Origin of the sequence: Paraburkholderia sp. BL6669N2 (assembly GCF_003387275.1) — a bacterium.
Lineage (GTDB): Bacteria > Pseudomonadota > Gammaproteobacteria > Burkholderiales > Burkholderiaceae > Paraburkholderia.
In genome coordinates this window covers 2,419,671-2,439,653 of sequence record NZ_QUNA01000002.1, presented here as the reverse complement: position 1 = coordinate 2,439,653, position 19,983 = coordinate 2,419,671, and the positions used below count along the sequence as shown (strand labels likewise).

17 protein-coding genes are annotated in these 19,983 nt (G+C 64.0%); 11 read left to right on the top strand and 6 right to left on the bottom strand.

Translation table 11 applies throughout. The annotated features are described in order from the left end of the window. The first annotated feature begins 15 nt into the window (after window positions 1-15). The 9 genes from B0G80_RS33425 to B0G80_RS33385 all read left to right on the top strand — a co-directional run bounded on the left by B0G80_RS33425 (window position 16) and on the right by B0G80_RS33385 (window position 11,738). Window positions 16-1,485, top strand: coding sequence for a mechanosensitive ion channel family protein (locus tag B0G80_RS33425; RefSeq protein ID WP_116122103.1), 1,470 nt, complete (start codon window positions 16-18; stop codon window positions 1,483-1,485). A gap of 140 nt (window positions 1,486-1,625) precedes the next feature. Beyond that, window positions 1,626-2,267 carry a phosphohydrolase gene (locus B0G80_RS33420; protein WP_116122102.1) on the top strand — a complete coding sequence of 214 codons (642 nt, stop codon included), beginning with the start codon at window positions 1,626-1,628 and terminating at the stop codon, window positions 2,265-2,267. Between the two features lie 41 nt (window positions 2,268-2,308). Further along, entirely contained in the window at window positions 2,309-2,560 is a 252-nt protein-coding gene (locus B0G80_RS33415; protein ID WP_116122101.1) for a DUF1427 family protein, read from the top strand. A 48-nt stretch (window positions 2,561-2,608) separates the two neighbouring features. Further along, a complete protein-coding gene (locus B0G80_RS33410; protein ID WP_116122100.1) occupies window positions 2,609-3,559 on the top strand; it encodes a VOC family protein in 951 nt (316 codons plus the stop codon). Then, window positions 3,549-5,105: an alginate export family protein gene (locus tag B0G80_RS33405; RefSeq protein ID WP_116122099.1), complete on the top strand. Its 1,557-nt coding sequence runs from the start codon at window positions 3,549-3,551 to the stop codon at window positions 5,103-5,105. Before B0G80_RS33410 ends, B0G80_RS33405 begins: the two co-directional genes overlap by 11 nt. Window positions 5,106-5,159: 54 nt before the next feature. Continuing rightward, window positions 5,160-6,890: an FAD-dependent oxidoreductase gene (locus tag B0G80_RS33400; RefSeq protein ID WP_116122098.1), complete on the top strand. Its 1,731-nt coding sequence runs from the start codon at window positions 5,160-5,162 to the stop codon at window positions 6,888-6,890. A 77-nt stretch (window positions 6,891-6,967) separates the two neighbouring features. After that, the gene (locus tag B0G80_RS33395; protein WP_181920211.1) at window positions 6,968-7,957 is read left to right on the top strand and encodes an MBL fold metallo-hydrolase; all 990 of its coding nucleotides are present in this window, start codon (window positions 6,968-6,970) and stop codon (window positions 7,955-7,957) included. A gap of 47 nt (window positions 7,958-8,004) precedes the next feature. After that, a complete protein-coding gene (locus B0G80_RS33390) occupies window positions 8,005-8,523 on the top strand; it encodes a DUF3331 domain-containing protein (protein WP_116123812.1) in 519 nt (172 codons plus the stop codon). A 182-nt stretch (window positions 8,524-8,705) separates the two neighbouring features. Further along, entirely contained in the window at window positions 8,706-11,738 is a 3,033-nt protein-coding gene (locus B0G80_RS33385) for a winged helix-turn-helix domain-containing protein (protein ID WP_116122097.1), read from the top strand. A 10-nt stretch (window positions 11,739-11,748) separates the two neighbouring features. Here B0G80_RS33385 and B0G80_RS33380 read toward each other — a convergent pair whose 3' ends face one another. After that, window positions 11,749-12,669 carry a LysR family transcriptional regulator gene (locus B0G80_RS33380; protein WP_116122096.1) on the bottom strand — a complete coding sequence of 307 codons (921 nt, stop codon included), beginning with the start codon at window positions 12,667-12,669 and terminating at the stop codon, window positions 11,749-11,751. A 221-nt stretch (window positions 12,670-12,890) separates the two neighbouring features. Between B0G80_RS33380 and B0G80_RS33375 the strand changes: the two genes are divergently transcribed. Both B0G80_RS33375 and B0G80_RS33370 read left to right on the top strand, forming a co-directional pair. Continuing rightward, window positions 12,891-13,604, top strand: a complete 714-nt coding sequence (locus tag B0G80_RS33375; protein ID WP_116122095.1) for an alanyl-tRNA editing protein — start codon at window positions 12,891-12,893, stop codon at window positions 13,602-13,604. 19 nt (window positions 13,605-13,623) lie between these two features. Next, window positions 13,624-14,478: an AraC family transcriptional regulator gene (locus B0G80_RS33370; RefSeq protein ID WP_116122094.1), complete on the top strand. Its 855-nt coding sequence runs from the start codon at window positions 13,624-13,626 to the stop codon at window positions 14,476-14,478. A 310-nt stretch (window positions 14,479-14,788) separates the two neighbouring features. Here the strand turns inward: B0G80_RS33370 and B0G80_RS33365 are convergent, their stop codons facing one another. The 5 genes from B0G80_RS33365 to B0G80_RS33345 are packed head-to-tail and all read right to left on the bottom strand — an operon-like array spanning window position 14,789 to window position 19,660. Next, window positions 14,789-15,739 carry a LysR family transcriptional regulator gene (locus tag B0G80_RS33365; RefSeq protein WP_116122093.1) on the bottom strand — a complete coding sequence of 317 codons (951 nt, stop codon included), beginning with the start codon at window positions 15,737-15,739 and terminating at the stop codon, window positions 14,789-14,791. Between the two features lie 29 nt (window positions 15,740-15,768). Further along, window positions 15,769-16,458, bottom strand: coding sequence for an EthD family reductase (locus tag B0G80_RS33360; protein ID WP_408968754.1), 690 nt, complete (start codon window positions 16,456-16,458; stop codon window positions 15,769-15,771). A gap of 2 nt (window positions 16,459-16,460) precedes the next feature. Continuing rightward, a complete protein-coding gene (hpaC, locus tag B0G80_RS33355; RefSeq protein ID WP_116122091.1) occupies window positions 16,461-17,015 on the bottom strand; it encodes a 4-hydroxyphenylacetate 3-monooxygenase, reductase component in 555 nt (184 codons plus the stop codon). Window positions 17,016-17,038: 23 nt separating this feature from the next. After that, entirely contained in the window at window positions 17,039-18,256 is a 1,218-nt protein-coding gene (locus tag B0G80_RS33350) for an acyl-CoA dehydrogenase family protein (RefSeq protein WP_116122090.1), read from the bottom strand. A 45-nt stretch (window positions 18,257-18,301) separates the two neighbouring features. Next, entirely contained in the window at window positions 18,302-19,660 is a 1,359-nt protein-coding gene (locus tag B0G80_RS33345) for an MFS transporter (protein WP_116122089.1), read from the bottom strand. Between the last annotated feature and the right edge of the window lie 323 nt (window positions 19,661-19,983).

Sequence of the window (19,983 nt, the reverse complement as noted above, 5' to 3'; positions counted from 1 at the left end):
CCAGCGAGAACCTTTATGCCGACCCTGAACGATGGTGTGCTGTATGGGCTGGGCATTCTGGTTCTCGATTTCCTCGCCTGGCGTTTCATGACCCGTAAAACGGACAAGGGGCGTCTCGCACTGCGCGCGCTGATGTTCGGCTTGTCGACCTATGTGCTGTTCAGTTACGGCATGAATCCGCTGCGCGCGGCGCCGTGGCCGGACGAGCCGGTGCGTCATCTGCTCGCGCAATTGCTGGAGGTGGTGTGGTGGCTGCAAGGCGCGCGGCTCGTGACGATCCTGCTGGATCGCACCGTGCTGCCGGAGACCTGGCACAAGGAGCGTCTGTTTCAGGACGTGTTCGGCGCACTGGTGTTTCTGGCGGCCGCGGTCGGCGCGATTGCCTTCGTGCTGGAACTGCCGGTGCGCGGCCTGCTCGCGACCTCGGGCGCGCTCGCGATCGTGCTCGGTCTCGCGATTCAGAGCACGCTCAACGACGTGTTTTCTGGCGTGGTGCTCAACGCCACGGGGCCGTTTTCGATCGGCGACTGGGTGACGATCGGCGAAGTCGAAGGCAAGGTGGTGGAAACCAACTGGCGCGCGACCAGCCTGCTCAACGGGCAGGGCAACATCGTCGTGATTCCCAACAGCGTGGCGGCGCGCACCAATATCGTCAACGCCAACCAGCCTTCGCATACGCACGGCATCAGCGTGCTGCTGCCAGTCAAGCCTTCGGTGCGGCCCGCCACGGTGTTGCAGGCGCTCGCCAACGCGGCGGCAAGCTCGGAGAACGTGCTTGCCGAGCCGAAGCCGGTGGTCAGCGTCCGGCGGGCGACCAATGACGCGATCGAGTACGAGATCGTCTGCTATGTCGATTCGCTGAGCAGGAAGATCGACGTGCGCAACGAGCTATTCGATCTCGCGCACCGGCATCTGTCGTCGCGCGGTGTGGTGCTGCATCCGCTATCCGTGGTCGAGCCCGTGAACGAGGCCGCGGATGAAAAGCAGCGCCTGCTGCGCAGCGTGCTCATTTTCCAGACGCTCGACGACAACAGCATCGCGGAGTTGGCCGCGCAACTGACGCGCCATGAGTTCGACGTCGGCGAAACCATTTACAGCGCGGCCGACGAAAGCGGCCACGCGTTGCACATTCTGGCGAGCGGCGTGGCGAAAGTCACCGTGCCGAAGGACAGCGGCGAGCTCGAACTGCGCCGCCTCGCGCCGGGCGACTCGATCGGCCAGTCGGGCATCCTGGCGGGCGTCAAGACCGGCGTGATCGTTCATGCGCTGACGCGAGTCACCGTTTTCCAGCTCGACAAGGCCGCGTTGACGCCGATTCTCGCGCGGTGTCCCGAAGTGGGACGCGAAATGTGCCGGCTGCTGTCCGAACACCATGAAACGGAGAAGCTGATGCTGGCATCGCCGAACGACGCCGATTCAGGCTCCGGCGGTCTGCTGCAATGGATTCGCGACGGGGTCCGGCGCATCCATGACCTCACGCTGTGAACGAGTGCGAGCCGTGCCGCGTCGATTAAGTCTTTTTAAGGATTCGCCAAAGTCTTTATGAGGTTAATTCGCTACGCTGCATTGAACAGTCTGTCGGCGAGGCGCGCCCGCAAGCGAATGTCGGATAGGGAGGAGGAGACGTGAAGAAGACCATCGCGGGAGTCGACATTCCCGACAGTCCGTTGGCGCGGGCCGCAACCGATCGGATCCGCGCCACGGAGTCGAGCCTGATGTTTCATCACGCGCTCAGGGCGTATCTGTTCGGCGTGTTGACCGGCGTGCGCGACAAGCTGACGTTCGACGCGGAATTGCTGTACGTAAGCGCGTTGTTTCACAACGTCGGGTTGAATGTGCGGCATCAGCGGTCTCCCTGTCGCTATGAAGTGGACAGCGCGAACGAGGCGCGCGACTTCATGCTCCAGTACGGCGTTGCCGTCGGCGCGATCGGCGAGGTCTGGGCGGCGATCGCGTTGCACACCACGCCGGGCATTCCGGAACATCTGTCGCCGCTCGTCGCGCTGGTGAGCGCGGGCGTGCAGATGGACATTCGCGGCGCCCGCTATGGCGAGTTCACCGCGCAGCAGCGCGACGAGATCGTGCAGGCCTGTCCGCGCGAAGCCGGCTTCAAGAAGCAGATCATCGAAGCGTACGCGCGCGGCATGGAGCATCGTCCCGAGACCACGTTCGGCACCGTCAATGCCGACGTGCTGGACCGGTGGGACCCGAACTATCGCCGGCTGAATTTCTGCGGGCTGGTGCTGGGTTCGGAGTGGGCGAATTGACGACGCGGTTCGCCGCAAGTGTGCATACAAAGGAAATCAGCATGGGCTACATCATTTCATTGGGAGTCGGCTTCGGCGTCGGACTTCTTTACTGGCTGCTCAAGGTGCAGTCGCCGGCACCGCCGTTGATCGCTCTTGCCGGCCTGCTCGGCATGGTGCTGGGCGAGCACGCGATACCGGTCGTCAAGGCGCAGTTTTTCGCGCAGACGACCACGGTTCAGGTCACCGAGCAGCAGCAGGGCAGCCCGGCGCAGAAGCCGGCCACGCCCGGCGCGACAAAAGAGGGTGGCTGATCCTGCCAGCCGCCTATTCAGATATTGCTAACACGATCGGGTAATCACATGTTCACATCGCTTCAACGCTTTCGTCCCATTGCGGCTTTCTGCGCAGCCTTGCTGATCGGCCTCGCGCCGGTCTCGTCCGCGTTCGCCGATAACGGCCCGCCGGAGGTCTCGAGCGGCAAGACCGCGCTCGCGGCGCGCATGCCCGACGTTTCAGTTGGCGCGCAGTACGACACGACCCATGTGTACGTCGCCTCGGCGGATCTCGACGCGTTCGTCACCAGCTTTCTCGCCACGTTCGGCGGCAAGGCGTCGCCGCGCGCGGTGTTCACGGTCACGCCGACGCCGAGCAAGACCGCGTCGCAATACGTGCAGACGCCGGTCGGCATGCTGTCGGTGTTCGGCTTTGAAACGCCGATTCCCTATCCGTTCGGCAATGAACGCACCGGCTATCTGGTCACCAACATCGACCAGGCGGTGAAGGCGGCGCGCGCGGCGGGCGCCGACGTGCTGGTCGACAGCTTCGACGATCCGATCGGCAAGGACGCGATCATTCAATGGCCGGGCGGCCTGACGATGCAGCTCTATTGGCACACCAAGGCGCCGAACTACGCGCCGTTGCACAGCGTGCCGGATAACCGCGTGTATGTGTCGCGTTATGAGGCCAACAACTTCGTGCGTCGCTGGGTGCATTTTTCGCATGGCAAGGTGGTGTCGGATAACCCGCGCGCGGATGCCGGCGTGATTGGCCGTCCCGGCGAGACGATTCGCGAGATCCGCATCAAGTCGGGCTTCGGCCGCATGGTGGTGTTCGTCACGGACGGCAAGCTGCCGTTCCCGTTCGGACGTGAAACGACCGGCTATGCCGTCGACGATCTCGCGCAGACGCTCGAGCGCGCGCAAGCGGCCGGCGCGAAGGTGGTGTCGCAGCCGTACAGCCGCGAAGCGGGCAAGAGCGCGGTGCTCGAATTCCCGGGTGGCTATATCGCCGAAGTGCACGATGGCCAGTAAAGCAGGCCTCAAGCGGACGTTGCAGACCATGCAGGCGGTGCGGCCGCGCGAGCGGCTACGCTGGCGCTCGGCGCTGCGCGCGGCCCGCGCGCTGTTGATCAGCGCGGGGCTGGCGGCCGCATTGCCGGCGTCGGCGGCGTCGGCGGCGGACACCGCGCTCGGCGGTGCGGACGATACCAGCACGACCAGTACGCCGAGCACAACGGCAACGACAACGGCGGCAGGCACTTCATGCGCGCGGCCCGCTGTCATGTTCAACCGCTGGCAGGAAAACTGGTCGGCGCTCGCCAATCCGTGCGTGCCGAAGAAGCCCTTCGACTCGCTGAAATACATTCCGCTGTTCGGCAATCCCGACGCGTATATCTCGCTCGGCATGGTGCTGCGCGAGCGGCTCGAAATGAACGACGCGCCGCTCTTCGGCCTCGGTTCGGGCCACGACGACACGTATGTGCTGCAACGTCTCGAAGTTCACGCGGATGTGCGCCTCGGCCCGCACGTGCAGATCTTCACGCAGTTCGAGGACGCGCGGCCGTTCGGCAAGGACAGCGTTTCGCCGGTCGACAAGAATCCGCTCGACCTGCGCCAGGCGTTCGTCGCCGTCACCGAGCCGCTCGGACCCGGCACCTTCAAGTTCCGCGTCGGCCGCCAGGAGATGGCGTTCGACTTGCAGCGGTTCATTTCGGTGCGTGACGGCCCGAACGTGCGCCAGGCGTTCGACGCCATCTGGGCCGACTATGAAACCGGCCCGTGGCGCTGGATCGCGTATGCGACGCAACCGGTGCAGTACCGCGACAACTCGGATTTCGACGACGTTTCCAATCGCGACCTGACCTTCAGCGGCGTGCGGGTCGAGCGCAAGGCAGTCGGGCCGGGCGATCTGTCCGCCTATTACTCCCGCTACAACCGCAGCAACGCGCGCTTTCTCGACGCTACCGGCAACGAGCATCGCGACGTGTTCGACGCGCGTTACGCCGGCTCGGTCAATCACATCGACTGGGACGCGGAGGCGATGTATCAGTCGGGCCATGTCGGCAACAAGACGATCGGTGCGTGGGCGGTGGGCACGCTCGCCGGCTACACGCTGGCTTCGCTGCCGTGGACGCCGCGTCTCGGTCTGCAGATCGATGCGGCCTCGGGCGACACGCATCCGGGAGATGGCCGCATCGGCACCTTCAATCCGCTCTTTCCGAACGGCTACTACTTCGCGCTCGCCGGTTATACCGGCTACTCGAACGTGATTCACGTCAAGCCGTCGCTGATCGTCAAACCGAACAGCAAGCTCTCGCTGCTCGCGGGCGTGGGGCTGCAATGGCGCGAGACCACCGCCGACGCGGTATATCAGCAAGGCTCGGCGGTCGTGCCGGGGACGGCGGGACACGGCAGCCGCTGGACCGGTTTCTATACGCAACTGCGCGCCGATTATGCGGTCACCGCGAATCTCGCCGCCGCGCTCGAAGCCGTGCATTTTCAGGTCGGACCGTCGCTGCGCGACCTGGGCGCGCGCAATTCCGACTATGTAGGCGCCGAACTCAAGTTCGGCTGGTAACGCCGTATCGGCACCACGTCGTCAGCGAGGCGTGTCAGAAGAGGTTATTTTTTTATGAGCACGCCTGATCTACAGGTCGAAGCGGCGGCGCCGTCCGAACTCGAGTTTCCGTATTCGTCGCTGGAATACCGGCAGCACCAGATGTTCCCGCGGCTTTCACCCGCGGAGATTCAAAGCCTTCGGCGTTTCGCCACGCCGATGTCGTTCAAGGCCGGCGAACTGATCTTCGAAACCGGCAAGATCGCGCTCGGCCTGTTCGTGCTGTTGCGCGGCCGCGTGCGCATTTATTCACGCGACAGCTTCGGACGCTCGACGCTCGTCACGGAACATGAAGACGGCCACTTCATGGCGGAGATGGCGCAACTCTCCGGCAAGCCCGCGTTGATCGACGGCGTGGCATTGACCGACGCCGAGACGCTCGTGATCGAGCCGGAGCGGCTGCGGGCGCTGATCGTCGCCGACGCGCAACTCGGCGAACACATCATGCGTGCGCTGATTCTGCGGCGGCTCGGGCTCATCGAGCAGGGGCTGGGGCCGATCATCGTCGGCAATGGGAACGATGACCGGCTCATCAGGCTGCAAGGCTTTCTGCGCCGCAACGCCTATCCCGCGATGGTGATCGACGCGCGCACCGATCCCGAAGCCATCACGCTGCTGGGCGGCATGACCACGGGCCCCGGAGATTTTCCGCTGGTGTTCTGCCCGAACGGAAACGTGCTGCGCGCGCCCGACGAAGTGCAACTCGCGTCGTGTCTCGGCTTGGTGCCGACCTTCGAGCAATCGCATGTGTACGACGTGGCGATCGTCGGAGCGGGACCGGCGGGACTTGCGGCGTCCGTGTACGCCGCGACGGAAGGACTCTCGGTTGCGGTGTTCGATCAGAGGGCGCCGGGCGGCCAGGCCGGCGCGAGTTCGCGCATCGAAAACTATCTTGGCTTTCCCACCGGCATTTCGGGGCAGGCGCTCGCCGCGCGCGCGTTCCAGCAGGCGCTGAAGTTCGGCGCGCATCTGGCGATTCCCGGCAAGGTCACCGAGGTGTGCCGCAACGAAGGCATGTTCCTGCTCACGCTGCTCGACGGCCAGCGCATCAACGCGCGCACGGTCGTGGTGGCGAGCGGCGCCGCGTATCGCAAGCCGGCGGTGACGGGTTTCGAGCGCTTCGAAGGACGTGGCACGTACTACTGGGCGTCGACGATCGAAGCGAAGCTGGTGAAAGGCCAGGACATCGTGCTGATGGGCGGCGGCAATTCCGCCGGTCAGGCGGTGGTATTCCTCGCCAACTTCGCGCGCAGCATTCGCGTACTGATTCGCGGCAAGGACCTCAACGCGAGCATGTCGAAGTATCTGATCGACCGCATCGGCTCCTTGCCCAACGTCACGCTTTGCACCGGTTGCACACTGCGCGCGCTCGAAGGCGACGAAGCCGGACTCACGCATCTGCACGTGCGGCACGAACAGGATGGCGAGGACGAAGTGGTGGCATCGCGCCATCTGTTTCTGTTTATTGGCGCGGACCCGAAGACGGATTGGCTCGACATGAGCGGCGTGGAGTTGGATAACCGCGGTTTCGTCGTCACCGGTTTTGCGCGTAGCGCGCATGAGTTCTCGCAAGCCAGCGCGCGATATCCGCTCGAAACCAGCGTGCCGGGCATGTTCGCGGTGGGCGACGTGCGCTCGGAATCCGCGAAACGGGTGGCCGCCGCCGTGGGCGACGGCGCAGCGGTCGTCGCGCAGATTCATGCGTATCTGAGCCGGCTCGCGACGGTGACTACTCAGGATGATTAATAAAAATTAGCGAGTGCGCCTGGCAGGTGGCCGCTATGCTTTTCAGCATATTCACGATGAACACCAGGGACCGAATCATGAAGTGGATACGGCGCAAATGGACGATGCATGCAAGCACGTGGTGCGTGTTCGTATTGAGCCTGGCGGCGAGCATGGCGAGCGCTTCCGCGTTCGCCGCCGCGCCTCAGGTGAAAACGCAGGGACCAGGCTTCTACCGGATCATGCTCGGCGGCTTTGAAGTGACCGCGCTGCTCGACGGCAGGCATCCGTTTCCAATCGATACAGTCGTGAAGGACGTGTCGAAAGCCGAAATCGCGCGCGATCTCCAACGCGATTTTCTGCAGGCGCCGGTGCAAGGTTCCATCAACGCGTTTCTGGTCAACACCGGCTCGAAGCTGATCCTGATCGATTCCGGCGCGGGCGTGCTGTACGGCGACTGCTGCGGCAAGCTGCCCGAGAATTTGCGCGCGGCCGGCTATCAGCCCGAGCAGATCGACGAGGTGCTGCTGACGCATCTGCATAAGGACCATGTCGGCGGCATCGTATCGAACGGCCAGATGGCATTTCCGAACGCGGTTGTGCGAGTGAGCCAGGTTGAAGCCGACTACTGGCTGAACCCATCCAACAAGTCGAAAGCGCCCGCTTTTCTCAGCACCTTCTTCGACGCGGCCAGCGCCTCTGTCGCGCCTTACGTCGCGGCCGGACGCTTCAAGCCGTTCAGTGGCGACGCCGAACTCGAAACGGGCATCCGCGCGGTCGCGTTGCCCGGCCATACGCCGGGCCACACCGGCTATCTGGTGGAGAGCGAGTCGCAGGACCTGCTGGTGTGGGGCGACATTATCCACGTCGCGTCCATCCAGTTGCAGAACCCCGCGGCTTCGGTCGAATACGACACCAGCGCGGCGGACGCGCAGCGCTCGCGCCGCTCGTCGTTCGAGCTCGCGGCCAGCAAACGCTATCTGATCGGCGCGGCGCATGTCGCCTTTCCGGGCCTCGGGCACATCAGAAAAAACGGCCGCAAATACGACTGGGTGCCGGTCAACTACGAGGCCGCACCCGGCCGGTGACATCAGTGCTGATCGGTTTCACCCGCACACACTTCGGGAGCAGCATCATGCATATCGAAACCCCTTTGACGCAACGCACGGATACGGTTCAGTACGAGACGCGCGTTCGTCGTGGAGCGTGCTGCCAGGTCAGCGAGAACGCGCCGGCGATGCCGGACGACCGGCGCGCGCCGGTATGGGATCACGTGATCAACCGGCTGTTGGCGGGCTATTGCAACGAGACCGAAGGCGAAGCCTATCTCAAGCCGCGGTCTAAACGCGTCGCCGGCGCGGCGGACACGCCGTCGCGTCATATTCAGATCGAAATACTCGAGCGTCTGTCGGACACATCGATCGCCGTGCTGTGGCGTGACGCGACCCGCTGTCAATACATCGACCAGGTGTGGATCTGCTGCCGCGCCCGCATCAAGGGACGTTGCGCACTGAGCGGCGCGACGATTCGCCGTGACGATGCAATCTACAAGCCGAGAATACGCAGCGCGGTTCCCGCCAATGCGGACGCCATGATTCTGGCTTCCGTCATTGCCTGCATGGCGTCCACTGTCTTGACGGGCGACTCGCGTTAGCGCGCCACTGCGGGCACGCGGTGTGTCACCAGCAGCCGCTTGCTCAGTACAAAAAATTTGAACGATAGGTTCAGTTTTTTCCGCGCATGCGTATTCGCGGTTGGTCTAGACTTCGGGGACATAACGCTGAGTGATCAATGCTCAGTGTTTCCTCTTCCCGCAGCGTCTTGGATACTCAGGCAATGATCCGCATTGGCCCGCTTCAGGTGGACCTCGCCAGCCGGGAACTGTTTCTCGACAGCCAGCCTGTGCGCATCGGCAGCCGTGCATTCGACATCCTGGCCGTGCTGATCGGCGCGAACGGCGCGCTGGTGTCGAAGAGCGCCATGCTCGAGCAGGTCTGGCCGGACACTATCGTTGAAGAGAACAATCTTCAGGTGCATATGTCCGCCCTGCGCAAGGTGTTGGGCGAGAGCCGCAACCTCATACAAACCGTGTCGGGAAGAGGCTACCGGCTGGTGTCGCGAGACGCATCGGCGGAACAGGCGGGCAATGCCGCTCGCGATAACGCGTCCCACGCCGCTGAAGACATTGCATCTCTTCGCGGTACTCCCAACAATCTGCCGGCCAATAGCTCGTCGCTGATCGGGCGGGACCAGGCAATCAACGACATTGCACAGGCGCTCGCTTCAACGCGTCATGTGACGCTCGTCGGCTCGGGCGGAATCGGCAAGACGCGCCTGGCCATCGAGATCGCACGCAGCTTACTGGCGCACTTTCCCGAAGGTGTCTATCTCGTGCCGCTTGCGTGCGCCGTGGATGCGAACAGCGTGCTCGCCATGTTCGCCAATAGCGTCGGCGTGAGCGCCGCGAGTGGCCCGCTTACGCTGGCCCGCATCAGCAAGGAACTCGGCGAACGGCGCGTCCTGTTCGTGCTGGACAACTGCGAGCATGTACTCGGTCCCGCGGCCGAACTGGCCGAAGCGCTTGTGAACGTGAGTCCGGCCATGCGGATTCTCGCGACCAGCCGCGAGCCTCTGCGTGTCGTGGACGAACACCTGTACTGGGTGGCGTCACTCGACGTGCCGGCTCGCGACGCTGAGAGTCAGTGCGTGTTGCAACACAGTGCCGTCCAGTTGTTCCTGTCACGCGCCCGCGCGATCGACGCGCGTTTTTCGTCCGACGACAGAAGCATCCATTTGACCGGCACCGTATGCCGCCGCCTCGACGGCATTCCGCTGGCTATCGAACTGGCGGCGGCCCGCGCCGCGATCCTCGGTATCGAGACGCTCGCCGATCATCTCGACGACCGCTTCAACATGCTGACGGGCGGCAATCGCACTGCGTTGCCGCGCCACCAGACCTTGAAGGCGACGCTCGACTGGAGCCACGCGTTGCTCGACGACGCGGAGCGCACGACGTTGCGCCGGCTCGGCGTTTTCGTCAACAGTTTCACGATCGACTCGGCGATCGCTCTCGTAAGCGACGAAGGCTTGCGCGAATCCGACGTGATCGCGGCGTTATCCGGGCTCGTCGAAAAATCGCTGGTGGTGATGCAGGCCGAGCGCGGCAAGGCGAGGTATCGGCTGCTGGAAACCACGCGTGCCTACGCGATGCAAAAGCTCGACGACAACGGCGAACGGCGTCTCATCACGCTCGCTCATGCACGCTATTTTTCCAACCTGCTCGAACGCGATCCGTCGAGCGACGCCTCCAATGGAGCGCGTGAAGCGGACGCCGCAAGCGCCGAACGGCACGGCTGGCATCACCGCATGCGCGAGCAACTCGACGATTTGCGAGCCGCGCTGGGCTGGGCGCTATCGCCCAAAGGCGACGCCGCGCTGGGTGAAACGCTGGCCGTGAAGTTCGTGTCGCTGCTGTATGAGCTTTCGCTGGTCGACGAATGCTGCGTGTGGACGCGGCGCGCGCTCGACGCTGTGGACGCGACGTATCAGGGCTCGCGCTCGCCGCGCCATTTACGCGTGCGCATGCAATTGCTGGCCGCGCTCGGTGCGGCGCTTGTCTACGTCAATGGACCGGATCGCGAAACGCTCGGCATCTGGGCCGAAGTGCTCGCGCTCGCGATTGCGCTCGGTGATCAGACGTTCGAAGCACGCGCGTTGTGGGGCATGTGGAACGCGAGCCAGTCGTCCGGCGAGGCGCGCAACGCGCTGGCGTTCGCGCAGCGCTTCGCTTTGCTCGCCGCCGAGACGGGCAATACCGCCAACGGGATTCTCGCTCATCGCCTGCTCGGCATTGCCTCGCACTATGCGGGCGATCAGCACCAGGCGCGCGAGTCGCTCGATCAGCTCTTGCAGCATGCCGGCCGTCTGCAACATCGGCTGCCGTTGGGGCAATCCATCGATCAGGGCGTGGTCGGCCGCGCGACGTTTGCTCGCGTGCTTGGCTTGCAGGGTGCGCGCGATCAGTCGCTCAGGGTCGCCGAGGCATGCGTTGCCGAAGCGTGCCGGCAGGAGCAAGCTATCGTCACGTGCTATGTGCTGGTCGAGGCGGAAATTCCGCTGGCACTGCTGGCCGGCGATCGTAAACGGGCGGCTCAGGCGATAGCGCTATTGCAGGACGTGTCGACGCGCGGCGGGCTGCGTGTGGCGCATGCATGCTGCCGCTGTTTCGACGAATACCTGCATTCGCTGGATGACAGCAGCGCGCAGCGTGTGCACAGCTTCCGCACCGCGTTGGACGATCTCGACGCGCTCGGCTACGCCGCGCCACGCGCCATGTTCGTCGCGCAATTCGGCCTTGCGCTAGGCCGTGCCGGACAGCTTGAAGAAGGCATCGCCACCGTGGCGGCTGCGCTCGCGCGGGGCGACGAAACCGGCGACCAGTGGTATGCGGCCGAACTCAGACGCGTGCACGCCGAACTATTGCTGATGGAAAGCGGCTTTGGCCAGTCGCCGTTCGGCGCTGCGGCGACGCAAGCGCAGGCGAGTTTGACCGCGGCGGTCGAAGAATCGTCGGTACAGGGTTGCGGCACGTTGCAACTGCGGGCCGCGACCAGCCTCGCGCGGCTTTGGCATGCGCAAGGCCGGAGCGCGGAGGCGGTGCAACTGCTGAAGTCCGTTTGCGCGAGACTGACGGAGGGCCGCGATTGGGACGACTTCAAGGCGGCTAAAACATTACTGCGTGCAGCGACTGAAGCGTGCGCGCCGGCCGCTATTGCAACAGGAATCGATACGCGGATGCACCCGCATGCGGATGCCAATGCGGCGTCGTTCGACGACCCGCCACCGGACGAGATCAGCGAAGCCTGCTAGTCATCGAACCTCAACCGTGCAGCATGCGTTGTTGCACTACGTCGTCGATCAGGTCCGGCCGGTTCAACTGATCGACCCACCATTGCAGCGCGTTGCCGCTCTCGTTGTCGCGCCACGCCAGATAGAAGTGCGTGACGTCGCGCATGCCGATCACTTCCTTTTGCACCAGCTCGCCCTGCCTCAGCGCGTCGACGGCGAGGCATTCCGGAATCGTGCCCGCTGCGAGGCCCCTGATCTGTGCGGCGAGCTTGGCTTCGAGCGTCGGCACCGTGAGCACTTCCTGATTGACTGCAAGCGCGATCGTGCGCGGCGCCAGTTTGCGCGACGTATCGCCGATCGCGACCGCGCGATGGCGCGCGACGGTGTCCATCGTGAGCGGTCCGGATATCGACGCCAACGGATGATCCGGCGCCACCACGAATACATGCTTCAGCGAGCCGATCGGTTTCGCGATCAGATTGGGAATAGGCGGCGGATCGCCGGCCGCGCCGACGATCAGATCCGCGCGACGAGTGAGCAGCGCGTCCCACGAGCCGCCCAACACTTCTTTCGACAGATGCAGCTTCGTTTCCAGCTTCAGCTTGTAGAACTCGCTGACGTGATGCCAGAGCAGGTCGAACGGAATGATCTCGTCGACGGCGATGTGCAGATCGGATTCCCAGCCGTGCTCAATTCGCTTCGCCTTGAATTCGAGCGCTTCGGCCGCTTCCAGCAGACGCCGGCCTTCCTCGACGACCACGCGTCCCGCGTGCGTCAGCGTGGCACGCCGGCCAGTGCGGTCGAACAGCTTGACGCCGAGATCGAGTTCGAGTTTCTGAACCAGATAACTCAGCGAGGACGGCACTTTGTGAAGCGTTTCGGCGGCGTTCGCAAACGTGCCGGTTCGATCGATTGCATCGAGTACCTGCAGGACTTCAAAAGATAGATTCATTGAGGAAAGCCGGGGCGGTTGGGTGCGTTCAGCGAGATGGTTCAGGATACTGGAATTCGCGGGAAATGGGCCTTGTCCGGAGTGCTTTCGGCAGTGGCCTTTCCATATCCGCCGACATGAGTTTGCCCGGTGAGCCTCCGCAGGGCATTTTTAACCAAGACGGCCGCCCGCGGGACTGGGTATCCTAGGCGTATTCAATCAATTTCCGCGAGGACATCAAGGTGCCGCATTATCTTTGCCACGAGCAGCCGGATCTGCTGGACTTTGAAACGGCCGTGATTGCCGCGCGGCCCGGCGCGGTCGTGCTGGGCCGTTCCGCCTTGCATCCGGGCGGCGGCGGCCAGGTCTCGGACGCCGCCACGCTGACGCACGCGCATGGCGCCGTGCGCATCACCGGTGTCGCGGCGGAAGGGGACGTGCTCTGGCATCTGCTCGACGAACCGCTCGAACTGGACGGCAACGTGCACGTGGCCATCGACGCGCCACGCCGCGCCACGGTCGCCCAACTGCATACCGTCACGCATATTCTCAACGCGTTGGTGTATCAGCGCTTTGCCGGCGCGCTCGTGACCGGCGCGCAGATCAACGCCGACGGCACCGCGCGCATGGACTTCGATCTGCCCGAAGCGGACAACGACGCGCTGCGTCTGCTGGAAGAACCCGTCAACGACGTGATCCGCAGCGCGATGGAGGTGCGCACCTATTACGTCGGCGCGGACGAAGCAAAGGCGACGCAAGGTCTGATCCGCAGCCTCTCGGTGGCGCCGCCGCCGACGCCGGACGGCACGGTGCGCATCGTCGAGATCGGCGATCTGGACCGGCAGGCATGCGGCGGCACTCACCTGACCAATACCGCGCAGTCGCGGCCCATTCGCATCGCGAAGATAGAGAACAAGGGCCGTCGTAATCGCCGGGTCAGAATCGAACTGGTTTGAAGAACAGGGGGCGCGAGCTATGGAGACATCGGATAAAAGCGAGCCGGAAGTGGTCTGCTGGCGCGACGGCGCGCTCGACGGCGCATGTCTCGCAAGCGCCCGTTACGGCAATCACAAGTTCGACCGGCATCTGCATGACGAACTCGTCATCGTCATGACCGAAACCGGCGCGGGCCAATGTCACACGCGCGCGGGCAGCGAGGTTGCCGGCCCCGGCAGCGTGCTGGTCTTCGGGCCGGGCGAATACCATAGCGGTGAGGTCTGGGAGGGGCGCGAATGGATTTATCGCGCGATCTACCTGGACATGGAAGGGCTCGGCGCACTCAGCGCAGTCTTCTCTCCCGACGCGCGCGCCGACAAACCACTGCTGATTCCGCCGGGGCTGTATCAGGATCCGCACCTCGCGGGCCTGCTGGTCAAGGCGCATGCGAGCCTGGACGAACAGCGCGCTGTCTCGCTGATGGAGCGTCAGGCGAACTGGTGGGCTGCGATGGGGATGCTGGTCGGGCGCTATGGGCGCTCGGCTGAGGAGGTGGCAGAACCCCGGCGCGAGGCGCGCAAGATGGAGCAGGTGTGCGAGTACGTCGCCGCCAATTACGAGCGCGATATTTCGGTCGATGAACTGGCGGAACTGGTGGGACTGAGCCGCTACTACCTCACGCGCGCTTTCTGCAAGGAATTCGGGCTGCCGCCACACGCCTACGCGACCCAGGTGAGGTTGCTGGCGGCGAAACGGATGCTTGCCTCAGGGCAGAGCGCGGCGACGGCCGCGGCGGCCGTGGGTTTCTACGATCAAAGCCATCTCAACCGGTTGTTCAAGCGGGCTTATGGGATCACGCCCGGGGCGTATGCGGCGTTGAAGCCGGGGCATTAGGCGGCGGGAGTCCGCGCTGCCACCGTTAGGCCGGCAAAGGCACATCCTCGATCAGCGCCGCCTTCACCGCACGAATCCTGCGGTCCACGAAATACCCGCCGGCGTCCACGTAACGCAGATAAAGCCGCCCGCACAGCGAGCCTTGGTTCGAGGAGTGTTGCAGCGTTCAGAGATCGCGCTATGAGGCTCACAGTCAGTTGTTCATCATCCGCTTCCGGTGCGGAAGGACCTACGAGCGGTGGATGTGACTGTCATCGTTGCCGGCAATGATAGTGCCCAGCTTCGGTATCCGAAGCTAAGCCGCGTGGCTTCACGGTTCAGCCGGCGTCCGCGTCTTTGCGCTATCAGGCGATTGATGAAACATGCCGTAAATCTCATCGAGCAACCACGCGATGCCCGGATCCGCCGAAAATTGCGAGTGCGAGTGGACCTGGATTTCGATGGGCGGCAGCGCGAACGGCAACGGCAAAATGCGAAAGGCTTTGTTGCGATTGAAGCGCTGCGCGATACTCCGCGGAAAGATCACGGCGAGGTCGGTATGCTGAACGATCTCCGGCGCCACCACGAAATGCGGCAGGCGCAGCACGATATCACGGCGCAGATTCAATTCTTCGAGCCACTGTTCGACCATCCGGTGGCCGGTCGCGTTGGTGCTCGCATAGACGTAACGCAGGCTCGCGAGGTCCTCCTTGGTCGGCTTCTGTTTGCGCAGCGGGTGACCGGCCCGCACCACGCAAACATGTTCGTCGACGAAGAGCGTCCTGCTCACGCATCCTGGATCGAGACCAGGCACGTAGCCGAGCGCCAGATCGATCTTGCCGCTGCGCATGGCCGAACTCACCGAATCGACAGAGATATTCGCGATCTCCAGGCGAATGCCGCGCGCGTTGCGGTCGAGCATCGACAGAAGCGGTGGCAGGAAATAGAACTCCGACATATCCGACATGGACACGCGAAACACGCGCTGCGCCGTGGCGGGATCGAATTTGGCGATTTGCTGGACCGCGTCGTTGATGATGCCGAGTGCTTGAGTCAACGGCGCGTGCAGGCGCATCGCGGCGTCGGTGGGCACCATGCCGGTGGGCGTGCGAACGAACAGCGGGTCGTCGAATAAAGCGCGCAGCCGGCGCAACGCGTGGCTGACCGCCGGTTGTGTGAGTCCGAGACGCTCGCCCGCGGCGGTCAGGCTGCGCAGATCGGAGATGGCCAGGAACACGCGCAGCAGGTTCAAATCCGTAATGCCGGGGTGCGACTTGGTCATGACGTTCGGATCGCGGCGAGGGCGGGCGTTTATTTGGGTTTCAGATTACCGTAAATGCTACGCATAGGGAAATGCAGCGTCGCGCCGCTGTAGGGCGGAAAAGCGTTGAAGTCCTGCTTCATGCTGGCGCGTATCGGCGAGGCCAGCGCCTCCGCCAGCGACGCGGAATCGTCGAAGACGACTTTGTTGCGTTGCATGGCCGTGGCGCGCTCGACGTCCAGACCCGAGCGGTAATCGAGCCGCGTGTAGATTTCGAGCTCGCGAATGCCGGGCAATTGCGCCATCAGCGGTGGATGATGCGCGAGGTAATGCGAGAGCCACGCGTTGAAGTCCTGCGCTTCGCCTTCGTAGCTGACGAGGTAGGTGCAGTATTCGGCGCGTGCGCCAAGATCGCCTGGATTCGGGGTGGTGAATTGCCTGACCGCCATGGCTTGCTGCACAAACGTGAGACCCGTGCTCGCAAATTCCTTTACGACGTCGTGAATCGCACCCTTAGGTTGCAGCGCTTGTTCAAGCAGTTCAAGGTCGTCGAAATACCATTGCAGCACGCAGCGAGGTCGCGCGGATGCGTCGGACTTCGACAAAGGATCGCAGTCATCCGATTCCGTGGGGACGTGGATTACGGAACGGCGTAATCCCTCTACATTCGGCGGTAGTAGCTCGAAGCGGGGCACACATGCAGGCGTACCGTGGCCAACGAGAAAGAAGCAGACTTCCACGCTCACCTCGCGCCGTGCGCGGCAACCAACGTCGCCGCCGCTTGCGGCCGTGTCAGCCGATGAAACTCGCGGCCGAAATAGATGAGCCCATCGCCATCCGAGCGCAGCGCGATGTGGCGAATCTGCGCGAACATGACCGAGTGCGAGCCGACCGTCTTGATGTCCACGATTTCGCCTTCGAGACTGGCGATCGCATCCGCGAGCACCGGCGCCTGCAAAGCGCCGCTGGTCCACGCATTGCGTCCGAAGCGTTCGTCCATCGAGCACGCTGTCATGCCGGCGAAATCACGGGCCACTTCCTGGCACTCGGCGGCAAGCACGTTGATGCATACGCTGCGGTTGCGATGCAGTACGTCATGCACATAGCTGGCCTGATTGATACACACGAGCATGGTGGGCGGTGCGTCCGTCACCGAGCACACCGCGCTTGCAGTGATGCCGCAGCGGCCGCCGGGCCCGTCCGTGGTGACGATGTTGACGGCGGCCGGCAGGCACGCCATCGCATCGCGGAAACGCTTTCTGGTGTCTTCGATCGTCACGATGTTTTCCTTTTGCATGGCCTGAGTCAGGACGCGCCGCGTTAGGGAAACGGCGTGACCGGCGGCACGCCGGCGAACAGCGCGCCGGATGCGTCATACGTGCCTTCGCCGAGAAACGCATGCTGTGTCACGACGATCGAATCGCGCACGAGGCGCTGCAAACGGTTCTCGCGATAGATCGCGGCGATGCCCGCCATCTGATACGCCTGCATCACCACTTCCGCGCCGATCTGCGCGGCGTGCGTCGCGCTGAGGCGCAACAGATTGGCCTGTTCCTGCGAGACGGGATCGCCGTCGATGATCGTCCGCCACGCGGCCTCGGCGGATTCGTAGAAGAACGCGCGGGTGCTGCGCCAGTTGGCCTCCGCTTTCGCGAGGCCTGATCGGTAGTAGCCACGATCGGCGAGACGCGGCGCGCCGGTGGTGGTTTTGGTCGAACCGGACATGCCCGTCAGCAGATCGAGCGCCGCGCGCGCGAGGCCGATGTTGACGGCGGCGTGCACCTGCGCCTGATACGCGACGGCGGGATAGCGGTAAAGCGGTTCGTCGATCAGCGCCGCGCCGCCGCGCACGAAGGTCCATTGCGTATCGACGAATTTCTCGCGCAGCCGCAAATCGTGGCTGCCCGTTCCCTGCATGCCGACCACGTTCCAGTTCTCGACGATCTCGACTTCATGCGCGGGAAACACGGCGGTGAACGGCTTGCCCGCGCCCGCATCGCCGGAATTGGCGGGCGTGCCGCCGATGCCGACGCCGATCCAGTCCGCGCCCTTGCAGCCGCTCGCGAAGCGCCACTGCCCACTGACCACGAAGCCACCCGGCGCTTTCGTCGCGGGTTGCAGCGGATAGAGGCCGCCCGAGAAAACCTGGTCGGGGCCGGCAGCGTAAATCTGCTGCTGCGTTTCGATCGGCAAAGCGGCGAGGTAGGTATTCGCCGAGCCGAACGCCGCGACCCACGCGGCGGAGCCGTCGGCGCTTGCGATGCGTTCGAGCATCCGCAGGAATTGCGCCGGCGGCAGCGCGTCGCCGCCAAAGCGCTGCGGCGTGCTCGCGCGAAAGATGCCGGCGCGCTTCATCTTCGCGATCATGTCGCGCGGCACATGCGAGATTTGATCGAACTCGTCGCGGCGGCGTTCGATCTCGCCGATCAGCGCATCGAGTGTGAGCGGGCCGGTGTAGTCGGGATACGGATCCGCGTGATCGGTCGCACGAGGTTCGTAGGCGTAAGTCGAAAGAGTGCTCATCTGAAGGCTTTGCATGATGACGGCTTCGAAAGAAAGTGAATGGGTGCGGAAGAAGCGGGCTTAGACGCTTTCGTGCCCGGCGTGCTCTTTGGCTTTCGCCTGAAGCCGTAGCGCTTTGGGAAAGGTTTCCGGCGCGAGACAGGTCGCGAGGACCGTGATCAGGCCGAGCACGGCGAGATAGATCGCCACCGGCGCGGCGCTGCGGTAATGCGCGAGCAGCGCGGTCGCCACCATCGGCGAGAGGCCGCCGCCGAGTACCGACGAAATCTCGCGGCCAATGCCGAGCCCCGAGAAGCGCAGATGAACGGGCAGCAATTCGCTGATGAAAGCGGGCTGCGCGCCTTCCAGAATGCCGAGCGTGATGCTGTTGGCGAGCACGAGCGCCGCGACGACTTTCCACAGCACGCCTGAGCCGAGCAACGTGAAATACGGATAGGCGACCAGCACCATCGCCACGGCGCCGGCGAGATAAACCGGCTTGCGGCCGACGCGGTCCGTGAGACGGCCCATCAACAGCGATACGGGAATCATCATCAGCATCGACACGGTCAGGCCGCCTAGCACCCAACTCGATTTGAGGCCGATGAACTGGCCGTACGCAATGGAGAACGCGAAGAAGATGTACGACGCCGCGCCTTCACCGAAGCGCAGGCCGAACACGGTCAGCACCTGACGGGGACATTGGCGCAGTACTTCGACGATCGGCATGCGGGCGTCGCGGCGCGTCGCCTTGACGGCGGCGAACTCCGCGCTTTCGTCGACGGAGCGGCGCATCCACAGACCGAGTGCGACCAGCACGGCGCTGCAGAGGAACGGCACGCGCCAGCCCCAGCTGTGGAAGTCGGCGGGCGAGAGCGTTTGCACGAGCAGAAACGCGGCGGTGGACAGCACGAAGCCGAACGCCGCGCCGCACGGACTCCAGGCGGCGAGTGCGCCACGCCGCGAGGCGGGCGCGCTTTCGTGAATCAGCAGGATGCTGCCGCTCCATTCGCCGCCGGCGGCGAGACCTTGAAGAATGCGCAACAGCACCAGCAAGACGGGCGCCGCGAGGCCGATCTGTTGATAGGTCGGCAGCAGACCCATGCAGACGGTGGCCGTGCCCATGACGAGCAGCGTCAGCATCATGACCGTCTTGCGGCCGTAGCGATCGCCGATATGGCCGCACAACACGCCGCCGATAGGCCGCGCGATAAAGCCCACCGTAAAGCCTCCGAATGCGGCGATCGTGCCCGTCAACGGATCGCTGCCGACGGGAAAGAACAGCTTGCCGAACACGAGCGCGGCGGCGGTGCCGTAAAGAAAGAAGTCATACCATTCGAGGACCTGTCCGAGCACGGCGGTCGTCACTGCGCGACGAACCTTGCTGGTGGGCCGGGTTGCGGGCAGAGGTGTCAGAGCGGCTGTCGCGTCAGAATTCATGGCGGGTCATGGCAGATGGAGGGTCACGATGTGGAGGGTCGCGCGTTCTTGTCATGGTGTTCGGCAGGAGCGGCGAAACGAGCCCGGCAGGCATGGCCGAACAATATGACCGCGGAAATAGGCGGTCAAATTCAGGCCAAAAATGGCCGTCATGAATCGTGTGCATGACGGTTACGGTATTTCGCGCGAGGGGTGTTGCGGCGAGGGGGCTGCGTTCTGTTGAGAGGCGAACGCGTTGGGTCTGGCGAAGTACTGGATTTATTGCGGGCAAAATGAGAACTGCCGCCTCGGCGGAGCGCTTCTCACAACTGGGAAGCGATGGC

Bases quoted from the DNA above. Each gene is read 5' to 3' on its own strand.
- hpaC (WP_116122091.1), bottom strand. From the start codon at position 17,015: ATGCAAAAGGAAAACATCGTGACGATCGAAGACACCAGAAAGCGTTTC.
- B0G80_RS33390 (WP_116123812.1), top strand. From the start codon at position 8,005: ATGCATATCGAAACCCCTTTGACGCAACGCACGGATACGGTTCAGTAC.
- B0G80_RS33410 (WP_116122100.1), top strand. From the start codon at position 2,609: ATGTTCACATCGCTTCAACGCTTTCGTCCCATTGCGGCTTTCTGCGCA.
- B0G80_RS33405 (WP_116122099.1), top strand. From the start codon at position 3,549: ATGGCCAGTAAAGCAGGCCTCAAGCGGACGTTGCAGACCATGCAGGCG.
- B0G80_RS33370 (WP_116122094.1), top strand. From the start codon at position 13,624: ATGGAGACATCGGATAAAAGCGAGCCGGAAGTGGTCTGCTGGCGCGAC.
- B0G80_RS33400 (WP_116122098.1), top strand. From the start codon at position 5,160: ATGAGCACGCCTGATCTACAGGTCGAAGCGGCGGCGCCGTCCGAACTC.
- B0G80_RS33385 (WP_116122097.1), top strand. From the start codon at position 8,706: ATGATCCGCATTGGCCCGCTTCAGGTGGACCTCGCCAGCCGGGAACTG.
- B0G80_RS33415 (WP_116122101.1), top strand. From the start codon at position 2,309: ATGGGCTACATCATTTCATTGGGAGTCGGCTTCGGCGTCGGACTTCTT.
- B0G80_RS33395 (WP_181920211.1), top strand. From the start codon at position 6,968: ATGAAGTGGATACGGCGCAAATGGACGATGCATGCAAGCACGTGGTGC.
- B0G80_RS33380 (WP_116122096.1), bottom strand. From the start codon at position 12,669: ATGAATCTATCTTTTGAAGTCCTGCAGGTACTCGATGCAATCGATCGA.
- B0G80_RS33345 (WP_116122089.1), bottom strand. From the start codon at position 19,660: ATGAATTCTGACGCGACAGCCGCTCTGACACCTCTGCCCGCAACCCGG.
- B0G80_RS33365 (WP_116122093.1), bottom strand. From the start codon at position 15,739: ATGACCAAGTCGCACCCCGGCATTACGGATTTGAACCTGCTGCGCGTG.
- B0G80_RS33350 (WP_116122090.1), bottom strand. From the start codon at position 18,256: ATGCAAAGCCTTCAGATGAGCACTCTTTCGACTTACGCCTACGAACCT.
- B0G80_RS33425 (WP_116122103.1), top strand. From the start codon at position 16: ATGCCGACCCTGAACGATGGTGTGCTGTATGGGCTGGGCATTCTGGTT.